Source organism: Streptomyces sp. NBC_00996, from assembly GCF_045162675.1.
Taxonomy (GTDB): Bacteria; Actinomycetota; Actinomycetes; order Streptomycetales; family Streptomycetaceae; genus Streptomyces.
The window spans coordinates 10,460,431-10,477,654 of the sequence record NZ_CP108723.1; the positions used below are offsets into that span (position 1 = coordinate 10,460,431).

The window sequence follows — 17,224 nt, forward strand, 5'->3', positions numbered from 1 at the left end:
TGCCTCCTTCACGGGGAACACCTGCCCCCTTCACGGGGAACAAGGGAGCCAAGATCGACCTGCTGCCGTAGTCGAGCGCGCCGGGCGCGAACCTCGAACATCCCCTTCGACGAGCCGTGGGCGACGCCGGAGCCATTGACCTGGCCAGGTCGACCGCCAAGGTCGGCGGCAAGCTGCTATCGCCGCGGCCGTCGCCTACGACGTCTACGATGTGGCGACCGCGCCGAGGCAGCAAGATCCACATGAGTGCCGACGGGCACTGTCGCCCGCTGTCCCGGATCGTCACGCCGGGGCAGCGAGTGGATTGCACCCAGTTCGTGCGGGTGCTGGAGAAGATCCGGGTTCCTCGCCTCGGGCCGGGCAGGCCCCGCGAGAAGCCGGTTCGTCGCCCGACGGGCGCGAGGTGCCGCGCGCGAGGCACGCGCTGGCCGAACTTCTCTGGGAAGGGGGAGGGAAATCTCCCACGCGGGACGATCTTGGTTGATATACGCTGCGCCTGACTTGCTCGAACAGACCGGCGAATCCGTGCCACCGGATACGCCCTGCCCGGGGGGGCATTCCCATGACTTCGCAGTCCCGCGCGGTGCTCGGCATCGCGCTCACTCCCGTTCTCACCCTGGGGGCCGCGGCCCCGGCCGCCGCCCACACCACCGCCGCGGCCACCGGCACCACCGCCACGGCCGCGGCCACCGGCACCACCGCCACGGCCGCCGACACCGCTCCGGCCGCCGTCGGGACGCGTACGCCGGGCCCGTGGGGCACCCGCACCCTGCACGCCCCGAACGCCAACCCCGCCTCCGCATCGGGCGGGCTGAACGCCCTGGTGTCGGCCGGGAACGGCGCGCTCGTCTCCCTCACAGGCGACGGGCTCTCGCGTTCCACCCGGATCCGGGCCGCCGAGAGCACCCGTTGGCTCGCCCCGCAGACCTGGCCGGACGCCGGCGGGTACAACACCGAGCTGGTCTCGCTCGGCGACGGCTCGGTGCGCCTGGTCTGGCGGGCCAAGCGCGTCGACGATCACAACAACTACTGGCTGAAGGTGGCCACCCTCACGCCCGGCGCGACCGCCTTCTCCGAGCCCGAGTACGTTGCCGCAGTCCCCGAGAAGGGCTACCACCACCTGGCGGCGGCCCCCGACGGCCGGCTGATCGCTGTGTGGTCGGTCTCCGGTGTCGTGAAGGCCGCCGAGAAGTCCGGCCCGCAGGCCGCGTGGACCGCTCCGGCCGACCTCAACGAGCAGCCGCCGTCCGGCAGCCGGGACATCTCCAGCATGGACCTGGCCCTCGCCAAGGACGGCACCGCCCTGCTGGTGTGGCAGTGGCAGGCGAGCAAGGCCGTCGTCGCCCTGGAGAAGGCTCCCGGCGCGACCGCCTGGACCGCGGTCCAGGGCTTTCCGGTCCCGGCCGTGGACCTGGCGCGCCCGAAGGTGTTCGCCAGTCCGCAGGGCGGCTTCGACGTGTTCTACGACAACCTCGCGCATCTCATGCACACGCGCCGACCCGCCGGCGCCACCCAGTGGAGCACCCCGCGGTCCGCCGCCAACTATGGCAGCACGTACGGGATGACGGCGCCCGTCTACCTGCCCAACGGCGACCTCTTCGTCGCCGGTGGGCCCGGCTACTCGACCGGCCCCTGGTACGCGGTGCGCTCCGCGGCCACCGGCGTCTGGCAGCCGTACACGCAGGGCTTCTCCACGCACAAGAAGGTGCGCGCGATCGGCGCGGCCGCCACCTCGGGCGGCACGGTCACGGTGACGTGGCGGGAGGGCTACTCGTACGAGGAGTACACGAGGGCCGCCGTCTTCAAGGGCGGCACCTGGTCCGCCCCGCGGCGGCTGAGCGCGACGAGCGCCCAGTTCACCGGGGCGCCGCAGGTAGCCGCCGACGCGCTCGGCCGGCCCGTCGTGCTGTGGGACGAGTACAAGCGGACCGAGACGAACAGCACCGTCCTTGACGGCGTCTACCAGGCCACCACCACCAGCCGCGCGCTGCCCAAGTGGCGTGACTACACGGACGACGGCAAGGCCGACCTGTTCGGCCGGGACAGCACCGGGCTGAAGGTGTACGCGGGCGACGTGACGAAGCTGTCCGCGGGGCAGCGCGCGAGCAGCTGGCCGACGGGCACTCTGGTGCTGCCGTTCGGCGACTTCGACGGCGACAGCTGCAACGACGTGTTCGTCCGCTACCCGAACGGCGAGGCCCGCGTCTACCCGACGATCTGCGGCGGGCTGCCCGACCAGCAGTCGTTCCACGTCAAGGTCTCCTCGGACTGGAGCGGGTACGACGCGGTCGTCTCGCCCGGCGACGTGACGGGCGACGGCCGGGCCGACCTGGTGACCCGGTCCGCCTCGACCGGGAAGCTGTATGTCTACGCGAACAACGGCGCGGGCGGCTTCAAGGCCCGCACGCTCGCCGGGTCCGGCTTCGGCGGCTACAAGAGGCTGATCGCCGCGGGGGACCTCGACGGCGACGGCAAGAACGACCTGTTGGCCCTCGACGCGTCGAACGAGCTGTGGCGGTTCAGCGGGACCGGCGCCGGCACCTTCACACCTCGGTCGCTGGTCTTCAAGGACTGGGGCACCTCCTACAAGGAGGTGGTCGGCGGGCTCGACCTGTCCGGGGACGGCCGGGCCGACCTGATCTCGCTCGACAAGGACGGCCGCGCCTGGTTGAACCGGGGCAACGGCCACGGCGGCTTCGACAACCGGTCGCAGGTCGGCAAGGCCACGAACTGGTCGGACATCCGCATCTCCTAACGGCGCCGGTCCGGGGGCAACTTGGGACCATGGGGTCCCGGCGACCGGCTTCGCGTACGGTTCCGGCCAGTCCGCCCGGACCACCGCGCCCCGAAAGGGCGGGTGGACCGGGCGAGCCCGTCCCACGTACTCGCACTCACGGGCACCCACGCGCCGGTCGAGCGTGGGACGCGGCTCGCGGACACGATCGACGTCGTCACCTCCAACTGCGTGATCAAGTCCCGCACGCCCGCGGGTCTCCGCTGCGGCCTGGGCGGACTCCCCGTCCGCGGCCAGGAACATCCTCGCCGCCCGCCACCGCTCGCGCGAGGCATCCTGGCTCAGTCCGGCCTCGCCGAGGTGGTGGCGCAGCCGGGCCAGTTTCTTCCCGCTACCCCACCCGTCGACTCGCCTACAGGTGCTGACCGACGCTTCCCGCCGCTTCTTCCCTGATGACCACGGGACCTCGGCCGCCTCCTGAAGGCGCGTAAATCGCTGCTCCGGCCTTACCTGCACCACGGACGACCGCGCTGGCGAGTCCCTGCTCAGCGATCGGATCGCAATTCCTAATCAGCAGCCGAGTCGTCGGGGGGTGTCGGGCGGCGAATCGTAAGAAGCCACGGACGGCAGACCAGTGAAAGCCACACCCGACACCCCTGGGTGAGCCAACCCTACGAATGGCTCGCTCATCCCGATCAAGAAGGTAGGGACCACTGACGTCGGCCGCACGGTCGTGCCCGGGGGTGCGCGGGCTACTCATATGGCCGCGGGGACGCCGAGCAACAGCGTGGACTTCACCGCACTGACACCGCTACGAGGCGGGCAACCGCAGTCTCAGTTCTGATCGAAGTCGGTGACGGCGGTGTCGTCCTGGGGGCGGGAGCGGCAGGTCAGGACGTATCCGGTGTCGATGTCGGTCTGGTCGAGGTCGCAGTCGTCCAGACGGGATCTTCTCCGAACTGACCTCGGGCTTCCATAAGGCGGGCTGTCCGACAGGTGGTCAACTCAGCAGAAGTGCCTCTGACCGGCGAGAAAGAAGATTGTCCAGGCCCTTGTTCCCGCCCCGTCGGAGGCACTTTTCGGGTAAAGAAAAATCACATGACGTGCGGCGCCCGATCGTCGAGAATCCACGCGTGGCCATCATGAACGTGGACAGGACTGAACGCGGCCCGTCCCCCCGATCCTCCCTGACCGCGCCGGCCGGACGTACCTTCGGCGCGATCCCGCCAACGGCACTGGTACTGCTTGGCATCGTCAGCGTTCAGGTGGGCTCGGCATTGGCCAAGCACCTGTTCAGTGCAGTGGGCAGCTTCGGCACAGTCGCGTTGCGACTGTTCTTCGCGGCGGCGGTGCTGATGCTGTTGTGGCGGCCGTCACTGCGCATGAATCGTCGCACGTGGACAGTAGTGCTCGGCTACGGCGTGATTCTCGGCTTGATGAACCTGTGCTTCTACCTGGCGCTGGCCCGGCTCCCGCTCGGGATCGCGGTAACCATCGAGTTCCTCGGGCCGCTGGCGGTGGCCCTGGCCGGGTCGAGGCGATGGCTGGACGCTTTCTGGGCCGTGCTCGCGGCAGGCGGTGTGGTCCTGCTGATGGAGGGACGCGGCGACCTCAACCTTGTCGGTATTCTGTTCGCCCTCGCCGCAGGAACGTGCTGGGGCCTGTACATCTTGGTCGGCGCGGCGCTGGGCCGCCACACCACGGAAGGCAATGGTCTGGCTCTGGGAATGGCCGTCGCGGCACTGGTGGCTGTGCCATTCGGCGTGGCCGACAGCGGAACGGCACTGATGCAGCCGTGGGTCCTGGTTGCGGGGCTCGGCGTGGCACTGTTGTCGTCGGTGATCCCGTACTCGCTGGATCTGGAAGCACTACGCAAGATCCCACCGCGTGTGTTCGGCATCCTGATGAGCCTCGAACCAGCGATGGCGGCCCTCATCGGCCTCGTCGTGCTCCAGGAGTCGCTGCACCGGTCGCAGTGGATCGCGGTGCTGTGCGTGGTGGCCGCATCGGCGGGCGCCACACGCGGCGCCCGCCCAGACCTCTAACTAAGCCCCGAGCTCCAGGAGTTGGCCGCCCTGACGAGACGTAGGTCAGGCAGCTGGGTCATCATGGGCGTCAAGAGGAAGCCCACTCCCAAGGAACCGACCGCTTGCGGCGGATCCGGCTGAAGATCTTCCGCGCGATCGCAACTCGTTACGACTCGGCGCACCAACCGGCAGCCGGCATCGATCAAGGCCGGCCACTGCGCATTCCAGATCCGCCGGTCTCACCCCCCCCGGCAAGCAGGAGCACCAGCGCAGGGCCGTTTCCCGCCACATCATGGGAGAGCGGCATCCGGCAGACCCTACGCCCCAGGGCCTTGAAACGCCTTCCAAATAATCGCCATTGGTGGTCGGCCCGCCGACCCGGCAAGCCTTCCCGGTCAGGGCGCTACCCCTTCTCCGCTTGATCGGCGCCCATCTCCGAGCGGGCCGCGTTCATGAAGATGTCCCGCGGCTCCCTGAGCCAGGCCCACAAGGATGCCTGGAGCTCCGGAGGGTCCTGCCAGATGACGTCCCGTAGAGACCGAGTGAACAAGAAGGCAGGCTCGCGCAGTTGCCGCGAGCAGACGATCTCCAGTTCCTTCTGAACCTGCCAAACTCGATGGGTGATCGCGAGTGCCTCGGTCTGTTCACGCTCGCCGTGGTTCTGCCAGCGTTCAGCAATGCTCTCCGCCTCCTGCGCAACGGCTAAGAAACGCAGGATCGCGTCCTTGCGCTCGGCGCGCAGCGCCTGCGCCCGTTCGGTCGCCGCTTGCCGAGCCGAGGCCCGGGTCGACAGATATTGACCCACCAAGGTTCCCGTGCTCCCCAAGGCCACTCCGGCGAGCGACGCGAGTGTGGGGTCGATCGACCAGTCCATGGCCCTATGGTCCGGTGCGGTGGCGTGGTTGCCTACTCCGGCGGGGTACTTGCGTCTTGTTACTGACCTCGCACGCTGGGCCACAAGTGCCCGATCCGCTCCGTGCGTTGCCTCCCTGCCCGGCGAGTCCCGCCGGAGCGTCGCCGACTGGCGGAGCGAACACCCCCGCGGCACGCCCCACCATGTGTGAAATCGAGGTCCTGGGCCTGACTGCCGGGGGGCTTGGGCTGCCCGCAGGTCGCCCAATGGAAGATCGCGTCATTCCCCAGGCGCTGGCCTCGACGGGCGCTGTTCAGGCGACCGGGGAGTGCGACGCGATGGCGCCGCCGTCTGTTGACACCGACTGCGAGACGTACCCGCCGGCCCGCACCGCGTCCGCGATCAGCTGCCTTGCCGGGCGCGGCGGGGCCTGAAGCAGGTCGGGCAGGTCGCTGCCGTCCGCGGCCAACCACCCGGCCTGGAGGTTGGCGAACACCGAGATCGCGTGGCCCACTTGGTAGGGCAGCAGGCCGTTCTTGGACAGTGCCTCGCGCGCCGCGCCCAGGGGCGCCGACTCGTAGCGGACGGGGCGACCCAATTCGCGGGTGAGGACCTCCGCGATGTCGTCGCCGTGCAGCGCCTCGACGCCCTCCAACTCGTAGACGCGATCGGCATGCCTGCCAGGGCGGCCCGTGGCGGCGAGGTCGGCATGGGCCTCCAGCGCCACACGGGCGGCGGCGTCGGCCAGGTCTTCGCGGGCCACGACCGAGATATGTCCGTCGCCGAACGGGGCGCTGAACACACCTGCTTCGGCCGCCGTTTCGGCGCCGGCGACCGCCAGGCCGACCGGCATCTCCGCATACAGGCCGTTGCGCAGCACGGTGGTGGCGAACGGGGCGGCGGCCAGCCGCAGTTCGGTCCAGCGGTGCGGTACGCCGATGGTGAGGCGCTCACCGGAGCCCGCCAAGCTGGTGTAGATCACGTGCCGGACACGCGCTGCGGCGGCAGCGTCGACCACCGCACCGTGGCGGCCCAGCACCACGTCGTCCTCCGCATACCCGGCGGAGACGAACAGGAGGACGTCGACGCCCGCGAAGCCCTCCGCCAGGGAGGCCGGGTCGTCGAAGTCGATGCGGCGCGCGCCGGATCCCGGCACCGGGAAGCGGGTTCCGGCGGCCACCCCGGGACCTCCGGGCCGCATGGCCGCGGCCGTGAGCCGGTCGAGAACGAGGCCGCCGAGCGCGCCGGACACGCCTGTCACCAGGATCATGAAATGCCTCCGTGAGATTCGTGGTTCCTTGTGGTGACCACGCCCGACAGCTTCACCGCGCACGGCGGTGGACGTAAGGAGGCACTTTCATGTCAGTGGCGCACACCGCGGTAACCCCGCAGACCGGCCCCTGTGGCGACGACGACTGCGGCATCCGGGACGTCCTGGACCGGATCGGCGACAAATGGTCCGTACTGGTCGTCGTGGAACTCGCCAAGGGCGTACGTCGCTTCCGGGAGCTCGAGCGTGCCATCCCGGGCATCTCCCAGCGGATGCTCACCGTGACGACCCGTCGCCTGTGCCGCGACGGCCTCGTCCACCGCACCGTCTACCCGACCGTCCCACCTCAGACGGAATACAGCCTGACCGACACCGGCCACAGTCTCGCCTCGGTCATCACCGACCTCGCCGACTGGTCCCGCACCCACAAACCCGCCATCGCCGCCGCCCGGGCCCGCTGGGACGCGGAACACCCGCAGGACTCGATGCACACGGCGGATTAGCGTGCCGCCCACGGCTCCGATACGGCCAGGAACCTCAACCCGGGATCCGGCACGCTCATCGGGAGCCATGACCGCGACGGTGGGGACTACGCGAGGCTCAAGCTGCCCGGAGTGGGGAGTCAGTTGACCGTTCACACCCAGTGCCTGGGATCTCGGCCCGCACGGTGCAAGACGATGTGCAACGGACGCTGAGCAAGCTGCGGCTCCGTAGCCCGCCACGTGGAGGGTCAGTCCTGGGTGCTGGTGGTGGCCAAGTGGCTGTGCTCGGCGCCGTATGCGGCGATGTCGGCTTCGTGGTAACCGAACAGGCGGCCGCGGGTGGTCCGGTCGTCGGCAGGTGTAGGCATGCCCCAGCAGACGGTGCGCGGCTCGCAGGGTGCGCCGACGGGCTTGCGCTGCCGGACATTGGGGAATTGGTCGGTGTGGGCTTCCAGTTGGAGGATCGTGATCAGCGCCTCGCGCCAGTTCGGCCGGCGCCCTCGTCGGCAGGCCCCTGCGGTACACGCCGCGACGATACGGATCGACCCGGCGTCCTCATCGAACGGTGCCACGGGCCTGGTCCGCTGACGGAACGGGGCCTCGCGCAACGTCAGCGCGCAGCAGCGCACGCTCAGCGCCGAGCTGTCCGGCGAGACTGCTCGCCAGGTTGAGAGCGCCAAGGCGGGTGTGCCGCCTGCTCGACGTGGCTGTTCCGGGAGCGGTCTACGCCGTCTCAGTGGCAGCCCACACGCCCACCCGGCAAGCCACCGCTGCCCCCCATTCCCGGTGCCGATAACGGGGCTGCGACCTGCCCTCCTTGACGATTACATCCGTGGTCCGCAGGCGGATGCAGTACTGGGCCGGGAAGTCGTCGAACGCCAGCAGTTCCTCCGCATCATCGGTGCCGCGAAGGCGGCCGCTATGGCCAGCCCCCCACCTCAGCCGGCGGCGGCCGCCGCGTGCCATGGCGGCGCAGCGTGCGCGGCCTGGACCCGGAGCGAACGTTGCGGAGGGCGCCGGTTCACTGCCATCCGCGGCGTGCCGCCTGCCAGGCGAGTTGCATACGGGTGGTCGCACCGGCGTGCTCCGTCATGCTCTGGATACGGCGCTGGACGGTCCGTCGGCTCAGCCCCATCTGCGAGGCGATTGCTTTGTCGGCGACGCCCGCCACCAGCAGGGAAGGCAGCTTGTGGTCGGTGGGGGAGAGGGAGTTGGCTCCGCCGACGCCGTCGGTGCCCGAGACCGCGCCGGCGCCGTCGAGGTGCAGGGGGACGGCGTCCTCCCAGGAGCGCTCGAACAGCGTGATCAGGGCGGCGAGCAGATTGCTGTCCCTGACCAGCGCGGTGGTGGGCTCCTCCGGGCTGCCGTGGGGTCCGCCGGCCACGAGGGGGAATATGGCGACGGACCGGTCCGCGATCGCCAGGCGCAGCGGCAAGTGCGGTACGGCGCGGGCGACCTCGCCGGCCCGGACGCCCGCAACGACGTTGTCCACGGCACCCTCGTCGTCGAAGAACGCTTTCTCGTACAGCACCCGGTACCGTACGCCCCGGGTCAGTGCCTGGAACTCCTCGCCGTTGTCGCCCGACGGCATGGCCACGTACTGGGCCTTGCAGAACCACAGCATCTCGTCCCGTGTGCTGGTCTGGATCTGCCGGAGGTGCTGGCGCAGGGCTTCGGCCCCGGTGATGACCTCCAGCAACTGGCCGGCGTCGTGCCGGCGCATCGTCTCCCGGTAGGACTCGACCAGACGAGCGGCCTCGACCCGGGGCCAGGTCCAGTGCGTCGGCGCTGAGCCTCAGCCAGGGCAGCAGCGCCACGTCCGGGGGCTCGGGTCGATTGGCCGGCTTGCCGTCGCTTGTCTGCCGCCGTGGGACTCAAGGCGGGATCGGAAGCGTGCGAGCAAAATCCGGCGGAAGAAACCCGGAACGGCAGGCATAGATCGTCTGTGGCCCGCGCGTCCTTGTGAGCGTTAGGGAACGGGAGGGCCCATGGACCCGCAGGACCACGAGAGATTCCGGGACTTCGTCGACGTTCGGTGGAGCGCCCTGCTGCGCCTGGCGAACTTGCTCACCGGCGGCGACCGGCACGAGGCCGAGGATCTTGTGCAGATCGCTCTGATGAAAGCGCTGGGCCGCTGGCGGCATATCGATGACCCGGAGGGCTACGTGCGCAAGGTGATGTACCGGCACCAGATCAGCCGCTGGCGGCTGCGTCGCCCGCACCGCGAGGCGACGTTCGCCGCGCCGCCGGAGGACCTCGGCGTCGCTGACGGCACGTCCGCCGCCGATCTGCGGATCACGGTGGGCCAAGCGCTCGCCCGGCTGACCCCGCGGCAGCGCACGATGCTCGTACTGCGCTATTTCGAAGACCTGTCCGAGACGGAGGTGGCGAGCGCCCTGGGCTGCTCGGTGGGCACAGTGCGCAGCACCACCCATCGATCGCTGGCCCGGCTGCGCAGTCTCGCGCCGGAGCTGGGTGCCCCGGCTCAGGCCGCAGCCGCCGCCCCAAGCATCAACTCGCCGAAGGGAGCCCACACATGAACGCCGACCAGCTGGACCGCGCGATCCGGGACGTCCTGCACAGGTGGACCCCCGACAACCCCAGCGCTCCCGCGAACATCGCCGACCGCATCGTGCGCCGCCGCCGACGGCGGACCCTCGTGCGCGCCACCGGCGCGGCCCTCGGCCTCACCGGTATTGCCTTCGGCGCGGTCCTTGTCACCAATACGGGCGGCGACGACGGGGCGCAGCCGCCGGCTTCGCGGGTAAGCAAGCAGAGCAAGCTGCTGTGGCAGACCGCGTTGCCCGGCAAGTCCTGGGACGCCTGCACCACCGGTCCTGGTGCCGTCTACTGCCGGGGGGTGAAGTACGACGGCATCGGCGTGGACGCCCGTACCGGCAAGGTCGTGTGGCAGCAGAAGGCCAAGGACGTCAACGGCGGCAGCTCTCCGGCAGGATCGCTGCCCGGCGTCCGCGACGGGGTGCTGTACACCTACGCCGATCACGCCCCGGGGGCGCCCGGAGCCGGAACGGACCTCGTCGCCCTCGATATCGGCAGTCGGCGGGTGCTGTGGAAGCACGAGCTGGCCGACGACAGCCGCAACCGGGCCTCTGCCGTGCTGTTCGACGGCGGGATCCTCGCCAATGCCCCGACCTTCAAGAGCGTGGTCGCGCTGGACGACAAGACGGGCCGGACGCTGTGGACGTACTCGTGGAAGCAGGCCGATTGCGACCGGGCCGCAATCGGTGGCGTCCCGTACCTGATGTGCTCGCCGGACAGCGAGAAAGCCCCGCAACGCAGCACCGTCGTCCGGTTGGACCCGGCGACCGGCAAGCCCCGGACGGTCGCGACCGTCAAGGGCCCGGCGGCCTACCTCGGCACGGACGGGGATGCCGTGCTGCTGGGCGGTATGGCCGGCGGACAGTGGTTCTCCAGCGACCCCGGGCCCGCCACCCTGACCCGCGTCGACCTCAGCTCGGGCAAGGTGTCGCAGCACCGCGTCGACGGCCTGCCGATGGGCGTGGTCGCGGACGGCATCGTCCTGGCGCCCGGCCGGAACGGCAGCGCCGTCGCATACTCGGCCGACGACGGCAAGCGGCTGTGGTCGCGCGACCTCGGGCTGAAACTGCGCAAGGACTCGCGCGATCCCAGGATGAGGGAACTGACCTCCGCCGCCGCGGTGGATCTCGGTAGTCGGGTGGCGTACTACCTCGATCCGTCCGGGCATCTGGTGGGCCTCGACCTGGACAGCGGTGCGGTGCGCTGGCGCGGGCGGGTGTACGTGCCGAAGAGCCCGGCGGAGGGAGGGATCGCCCCGGAGCTGATGGTCTACGATCACGGCCTCATCGGCCAGATCGACGGCGAGCTCTTCCGGATCAAGCCCGTGCTGCCCAAGGCGGGTTCGTAGCCAGAGGCAGGAGGAGGTCGCGCGGGCCCCGGCAGGGGAACCCGGGTCCCGCGCCCGCCGCGGAGTGCGGCCGGCGGGGGCGACGGTTCAGCGCCGGGGCCCAGGCTGGGGTCCTGCCCGATTCGTCCGTCTCGCATCCAGTGGATGCCGCGACACAGCGGCGCGCTCCGCCGCGCGCAGGCCATTCGGTGTCGGCACTGGTCGAAGAAGGCGTAGGAGTATGTAGGTGCACCAGCCGTGGCCGAGGTCGAAGTGCCACCAGGACTCGTTCGCCGTTGGTGGCGGGGCCGGAGGTTCGGCGTACTCGTTGGTCTTGCGGTCGGGCATCGCGGCCGGGCAGGCCGGACGGCCCCCATGCCTCGATGGCCTGGCCGAGCGAGCAGATCGTCTTCGATGTGGACCTGCCGGAGCTTCAGGGCCAGGAGCGACTCGATGTCCTCTGCCGCATCCCGCCGGACATCGGTCAACGGCTGGGCAAGCCGATGCTGATGGATCCGGAGGGCGATGACAGCGCCCGTACCCGGGTTCGCTGTTCAAGCCAATCGTGTCGTGCGCCTGGTGCTTGTCAGGGCTTGCGGCCGATGAAGGCGAGCAAGCGAGCCTGGACGTCGGCACTCTCCGGTACCTCGGCCCGCGGTCCGTACTGCCCGCTCGCGCGGAGCACGTCGTCGAGCGGCAGCATTCCCGCGAGCAACTGGGCGCATTTGGCGGGATCGAGGTGTTCATTCTGGCCGGTGGCCCGTGCGAGGTCCCAGGTATGCATGAAGACGTCGGCGGTGTAGAACTGGTCGACCGCCTGGTCCAGTGGGATCTCTCCGATGTGTGGGTTCGACAGCAGTTTTGCACCCCCGGCCGCGGCCTTCACCGGTCGGCCAGGCGGTCCAGGAGGGTGGTGACTTCCTGGCGGACGACGTCCCGAGCGGTGGTGTGAAGTGAACCGAGCTCCGTGCCCTGCAGGGCGTGGAGGACCTGCTCGGCGTCGGTGTCGTAGGCGGTGCTGGCGCTGAGTACCTCGTAGCCGTCGCGGACGGCGACACGGAGGCGGTTGCCTGCGTCGCCGTCGGCGTGCACGGCGCAGGCGATGACGAGGGGCGGCTCTCCGCCTGCCTCTGCGGACAGCTTGCGGTATCCGCTGGCGATCGGTTCGCGCCAGCGGAGGCTGAGCAGGAGATGGCGCTTGGCCACAACCTCGGCCAGATCGGTCTCGTAGACGGTGTGCGGTTCGAGCACGGTGCACCGGGCGTCCAGCACGACGGCCGGGGGCAGCAGGCAGCGCAGCGTGCTGCCGACGAGGTTGCCGCCGACCGTGGCCGTCCGGCGCACGGCTCCCGTCCCCACCGAGGCCGCCGCCCGGCGAAGGACTTCCGGTACGGGGCCGCCGACCTGATGCAGCATCACAGCCGAACCCAGCACCTCACGTCCGATGATGTTGGCCTCCGGCACTTCACGCAATGACACGGCCTGCTCAGGAAAGCCGTCCCGTTGCCAGGCGGCCCATACCAGGGTCGCGCCGCCGATGGGCACCGCCCCTTCGGCCAGGCACTCCTGCGCTTCGGACACGGACGTGGGGAGACGCAACAGCACGGGAGCCGACCTGCTTTCCTCGAACGCTGGCCACGAGTGACACGATGTCTCAGCCATATGGCCGCCGACATGGCGCATTCTGCCCACGCACGCGGGGGCGCATACAGGGCTCACCACTTCCCACCATGCGCCCCTCGAGAACGCGAGCAGCCTCAGCGTCGCGGCGACGGCAAGGGCGTGTCCGACGGTCGGAGTCGGCGACTCCAGGCTCCGTCGCTTCCGCTCTCCTGACGCTGCCACCGCACCCAGGCGTCCCCTGCCCCGTTTCCCGCCGACTGAGCGTGCCGGAGGTTAGCTCTACCACGACTTGACCGGGTAGCACGATCGTCCCGCGCGGTCGCATCCCGAGATGCTGGGTCCGGCATAGGCAGCCGGTTTCCCAATGAATTCGCGGGAGTTGACTCGTGCGTGAGCAGGTATGGCAGAGGTTTCGTTCGTCCGGGCGGCGGAGTGGTCGGCGGAGAGTCGTGTCGGCCGCGGCCGCGGTGGCCCTCGGCGTCATGACGATAAGCGCCCTGGCGCCGCGCGCGGCGTTTGCCGACGCCGGGCCTGACTCCGTCCACTGCGGGTCAGATGGTGTCCACCAATTCTGACCTGAACCGGTTCTTCACCGCGCTGTTGGCCGGCCGCCTCCTCCCGAAGGCTCAGCTCGACCCGATGCGCACCACCGTCCCCGCCGGTTACCCCTTTCCCGCAGGTGCCAGCTACGGGCTTGGAATCGTGAGCACGCCTCTGTCGTGCGGCGGTGTGTACTGGGGCCACGGCGGCAGCATGACGGGATACGAGACCCGAGGCGGCGCAACCGAGGACGGACGCGCCGCCGGCATCGCGGTGACCATCCAGCCGAGCCAGGCAACCAAGGAGCGCATGGACAGTGTCGTGGACACGGCCCTGTGCCGCTGAACCACACGCCCTGACATTCCGTCGCGACGAGTACGCCTCCGCCAACCACCCGAGCGGGACAGCAGTTCCAGGAAGGGCACAGATTGTGACCCGTGATCCATACGGCGATCGGCTCGGTCACGCGTCCCCCGGTCCCTGCGTGACGGCCGGCATGGCGGACGAGGTTCTGCCGTCCTGCGGCGACGGCGAGATCGTCCGGGAAGGCGGTCTGTGCGTCGAACAGCTTGCGGTTCTCGCATGCGCAAGCGCATGCGGTGAGCGGGGCATCCGCGTCTGCGTTCCCGACCTGACCGGACTGACCGTCACAGGGGCTGCGTGGATGGCCCCGTGGTCATAGCTTGCTCCATCGCCGCCACCCGGCGTTCTCGTGTCCCGTCCTCATTTGGGGTGGTAGAGGTGCCGGCAGGGACCGGGAGGGGGGAGAGGACGGGACCGGGGCCGGGCCCGTGAAGCACTGGTGAGAACCCTGTGGAAGCGGTGTCAGCGGGGCCGCTTATGCTGCACCGGACGATCACGCGGGACCAGGGGAGGGCGCAGCATGCTCGGCAAACTGTTCGGCAGGGGTGGGGCGGGACCGGAGGCGGATTCGCACGCCCTTCCCGTCCCGCGCAGGCAGAAGAACGGCATGTACACGCTGCGCGCGCTGGGGGATGAGCGGGTGCTCGCGCTGGTGGAGGCGGCCGACGCTGGTGACTGGGAGGCGGTCAAGGCGGCGCTGGCCCCCTTCGATGTCGGCCGAGACCACCAAGTCCTGGGTGAGCTGGCCGACTTGGACGGTGTGCAGGATTGGATCGGCCGGGCCGTCGAGGAGGACAAGGAGCACCGGGCGACGGCCCTGCTGATATCCGGTACGCGCCACATCAGCTGGGGCTGGGAGGCGCGTACCACCGCGCTTGCCGTGAACGTCACGCAGGAGCAGTGGCGGGTCTTCCGTGAGAGGCTCCACATCGCCGAGGAACAGCTGCTCGAGGCCGCCGAGTTGCGGCCGGAATGGGTCACGCCGTGGCGCCGCCTCCTCACCTCCGGCCGCGGCATGTCGTTGGGCCCCGCCGTGAACGAGGCGCGGCTCGACGCCGCCCTGCGCCGTGACCCGCTGGACCTGGAGACCCACGTCGAGTGGGTGTCGCAGTTGCAGCCCCGCTGGGGTGGTGAGCCCGGCCATGCCCTGGCGTTCGCCCGCGACGCGCTCGCCCGGGCACCGCAGGGGCACCGCCTGGGTTGTGTGGTCGCTATGGCGCACATCGAGGACTGGGTCGAGTCGGACGGTGAGGACTGCCTCCAAACCTCCGAGATCCAGGCCGAATTGCGCAACGCGGCCGACCACAGCATCCTCCACCCCGCCTATGCGCGTCGCCCGGGCTGGCAGCACGACTTCAACATGTTCGCCATGGCCTTGTCGCTGGCCGGTGAGCGCCACACGGTCCGGCGTGTCTTCCAAACGCTCGACGGCGCCTACACCAGATGGCCCTGGACCTACTTCGCGGAGCCCGAGAAGCAGTTCGCCCGCCATCACCGCCGCGCCTGAGCGCACGCCGATCCCTGGTCCCGCCCGCCACCGTCGCCCCTCCCAGGACTGCCCGATGACTCTGCCCGACACCGCCGCGAACCCGGCCGGCGCCGACCGCACCTTCCAGGTGGATCTGCGCGGCCTCGTCGATCTCCTCTCCCATCACCTCTACTCCAGCCCCCGCGTCTACCTGCGCGAACTCCTGCAGAACGCGGTGGACGCGCTGACCGCCCGGCACGGTCTCGAACCGGCTGCCCCCGCCCACGCCTTCGGTATCCGCCTGTACGCCGACGGTTCGGTGGTACGCGTCGAGGACGACGGCGTCGGTCTCACCGAGACCGACGTGCACACCTTCCTCGCCACGATCGGCCGCAGCAGCAAGCGCGCCATGGGGGTCCCCCCGGACGAGCCCATTCGAGGCTGGGGGAGAATCGCCGAGCAACGCGGCGACTTCATCGGCCAGTTCGGAATCGGCCTGCTCTCCTGCTTCCTGGTCGCGGACGAGATCCACGTCCTGAGCCGCTCCGCGCGCACCCCCGACGCCCCTGCCGTGGAATGGCGGGGCCGCGGCGACGGCAGCTACACCGTTCGCACCCTGCCCGCCTCCGCCCGCCCCCGGCCCGGCACCACCGTCACGCTGACGCCGCGCGCCGACGCGGGCGAGTGGACCCGGCCGACGCAGGTGCACTCGCTGGCCCGGCACTTCGGCTCACTGCTGCGCCACCCGGTGACCTTTGACGACGGCACGGGCGGCCCGGGGGCATCCATCAACGCCGAACCCGCACCCTGGGCGCGTACGCACCCCACGCCGGGAGCCCGCTCCCGCGCGCTGGGCGCGTACGGCGAGGAGGTCTTCGGGTTCACGCCGCTGGACACCATCGAGCTGGACCTGCCGGCCGTGGGACTGAAGGGCATCGCGTGCGTGTTGCCCGAGGCGGTACCGGCCGGGCGCCGCCATGGCCACCGCGTGCACGTCAAGGGCATGCTGCTGTCCGAGCAGGCCGAGGAGATCCTGCCCGAGTGGGCGTTCTTCGTCCGCTGCGTCGTCGACGCCGAGAGCCTGCGCCCGACGGCGTCCCGCGAGTCCCTGTACGAGGACGACACCCTCGCCGCCGTCCGCGACGCCCTCGCCGAGCGGCTGCGCGCGTGGATCGCCCGGGCCGCCGCCAGCGACCCGGACCTGCTCGCCCGCTTCCTCCAGGTCCACCACCTGGCCGTGAAGTCGCTCGCGGTGCACGACGACGAGATCCTGCGGATGCTGCTGCCCTGGCTGCCGTTCGAGACCACCGACGGGCATGCCACTCTCGACGAGTTCGCACGCACCCACCGCACCGTGCTCGTGACGTCGAGCGTGGAAGAGTTCCGGCAGGTCGCCGCGATCGCCTCCGCCGCCGGGCTCGGCGTCGTCAACGGCGGCTACACGTACGACCGTGAACTGGTCCACCGGCTGCCCGAGATCAGGCCCGAGGCCACCGTCGCCGACCTCGACCCGGCGACCCTCACCGCCCATCTCGACCCGGTCGACCGCGAGACGGAGCTGGCCGCCGCGGCCTATCTCGCCCTGGCCCGCGACGCCCTCGCCGTCTTCGACTGCGACGTCGCGCTGCGCGCCTTCCAGCCTGCCTCCGCGCCTGCCCTCCTCGTCGACACCCGCGAAGCCCGGCACGAGCGCACCCGCTCCCAGCTCGCCCGTGAGCAGGAGGGCGGCCTGTGGGGCGACATCCTCGGCGCCCTGCGCCAGGAGGCCCCGCGGGCCCAGCTGATCCTCAACCAGCTCAACCCGCTGGTCCGCACGGCCGTCACCATCGACGAGCCGGAACTGGCCCGCACCAGCGCCGAAGCCCTCTACGGGCAGGCCGCGATGCTGTCCCGGCGCCCGCTGCGGCCCGCCGAATCGAGCCTCATCAACCGCTCCTTCCTCGACCTCCTCGCCCACGCCCTCCGCAAGGACAGCTGA

12 protein-coding genes and 3 pseudogenes are annotated in these 17,224 nt (G+C 70.4%); 8 read left to right on the forward strand and 7 right to left on the reverse strand.

What is annotated here, in order from left to right:
* Positions 1-562 precede the first annotated feature (562 nt).
* Positions 563-2,755: an FG-GAP repeat domain-containing protein gene (locus OG390_RS48500; protein ID WP_406177059.1), complete on the forward strand. Its 2,193-nt coding sequence runs from the start codon at positions 563-565 to the stop codon at positions 2,753-2,755.
* A gap of 249 nt (positions 2,756-3,004) precedes the next feature.
* Here OG390_RS48500 and OG390_RS48505 read toward each other — a convergent pair.
* Positions 3,005-3,253: pseudogene (locus OG390_RS48505) on the reverse strand (hypothetical protein); the annotation flags it as partial.
* A 623-nt stretch (positions 3,254-3,876) separates the two neighbouring features.
* Between OG390_RS48505 and OG390_RS48510 the strand changes: the two are divergent.
* Positions 3,877-4,779, forward strand: coding sequence for an EamA family transporter (locus OG390_RS48510; protein WP_406178312.1), 903 nt, complete (start codon positions 3,877-3,879; stop codon positions 4,777-4,779).
* A 385-nt stretch (positions 4,780-5,164) separates the two neighbouring features.
* Here OG390_RS48510 and OG390_RS48515 read toward each other — a convergent pair whose 3' ends face one another.
* Both OG390_RS48515 and OG390_RS48520 read right to left on the reverse strand, forming a co-directional pair.
* On the reverse strand, positions 5,165-5,635 hold the full coding sequence (locus tag OG390_RS48515) for a hypothetical protein (RefSeq protein ID WP_406177061.1): 471 nt from the start codon (positions 5,633-5,635) through the stop codon (positions 5,165-5,167).
* Between the two features lie 292 nt (positions 5,636-5,927).
* On the reverse strand, positions 5,928-6,884 hold the full coding sequence (locus tag OG390_RS48520) for an NmrA family NAD(P)-binding protein (RefSeq protein ID WP_406177062.1): 957 nt from the start codon (positions 6,882-6,884) through the stop codon (positions 5,928-5,930).
* An 89-nt stretch (positions 6,885-6,973) separates the two neighbouring features.
* On the opposite strand from OG390_RS48520, the gene OG390_RS48525 reads away from it, so the two are divergent.
* Positions 6,974-7,387, forward strand: a complete 414-nt coding sequence (locus tag OG390_RS48525) for a winged helix-turn-helix transcriptional regulator (protein ID WP_406177064.1) — start codon at positions 6,974-6,976, stop codon at positions 7,385-7,387.
* Positions 7,388-7,614: 227 nt separating this feature from the next.
* On the opposite strand, the gene OG390_RS48530 is transcribed toward OG390_RS48525, so the two are convergent.
* Together OG390_RS48530 and OG390_RS48535 are read right to left on the reverse strand one after the other, a co-directional pair.
* Positions 7,615-7,938: a DUF6302 family protein gene (locus tag OG390_RS48530; RefSeq protein ID WP_406177066.1), complete on the reverse strand. Its 324-nt coding sequence runs from the start codon at positions 7,936-7,938 to the stop codon at positions 7,615-7,617.
* Between the two features lie 449 nt (positions 7,939-8,387).
* A pseudogene (locus OG390_RS48535) lies at positions 8,388-9,222 on the reverse strand (TrmB family transcriptional regulator); the annotation flags it as partial.
* Between the two features lie 132 nt (positions 9,223-9,354).
* On the opposite strand from OG390_RS48535, the gene OG390_RS48540 reads away from it, so the two are divergent.
* Positions 9,355-9,906: a SigE family RNA polymerase sigma factor gene (locus OG390_RS48540; protein ID WP_406177068.1), complete on the forward strand. Its 552-nt coding sequence runs from the start codon at positions 9,355-9,357 to the stop codon at positions 9,904-9,906.
* Entirely contained in the window at positions 9,903-11,273 is a 1,371-nt protein-coding gene (locus tag OG390_RS48545; protein ID WP_406177070.1) for a PQQ-binding-like beta-propeller repeat protein, read from the forward strand. Before OG390_RS48540 ends, OG390_RS48545 begins: the two co-directional genes overlap by 4 nt.
* 565 nt (positions 11,274-11,838) lie before the next feature.
* On the opposite strand, the gene OG390_RS48550 is transcribed toward OG390_RS48545, so the two are convergent.
* On the reverse strand, positions 11,839-12,138 hold the full coding sequence (locus tag OG390_RS48550; RefSeq protein WP_406177072.1) for a hypothetical protein: 300 nt from the start codon (positions 12,136-12,138) through the stop codon (positions 11,839-11,841).
* Positions 12,135-12,857 carry an FAD binding domain-containing protein gene (locus OG390_RS48555; protein ID WP_406177074.1) on the reverse strand — a complete coding sequence of 241 codons (723 nt, stop codon included), beginning with the start codon at positions 12,855-12,857 and terminating at the stop codon, positions 12,135-12,137. The genes OG390_RS48550 and OG390_RS48555 overlap by 4 nt, the downstream gene beginning before the upstream one ends.
* A gap of 564 nt (positions 12,858-13,421) precedes the next feature.
* On the opposite strand from OG390_RS48555, the pseudogene OG390_RS48560 reads away from it, so the two are divergent.
* From OG390_RS48560 to OG390_RS48570, 3 genes and pseudogenes are all read left to right on the forward strand, one after another.
* Positions 13,422-13,760 (forward strand): annotated as a pseudogene (locus OG390_RS48560) (serine hydrolase); the annotation flags it as partial.
* Positions 13,761-14,298: 538 nt separating this feature from the next.
* Entirely contained in the window at positions 14,299-15,285 is a 987-nt protein-coding gene (locus OG390_RS48565) for a hypothetical protein (protein ID WP_406177076.1), read from the forward strand.
* Between the two features lie 55 nt (positions 15,286-15,340).
* On the forward strand, positions 15,341-17,224 hold the full coding sequence (locus OG390_RS48570; RefSeq protein WP_406177078.1) for an HSP90 family protein: 1,884 nt from the start codon (positions 15,341-15,343) through the stop codon (positions 17,222-17,224).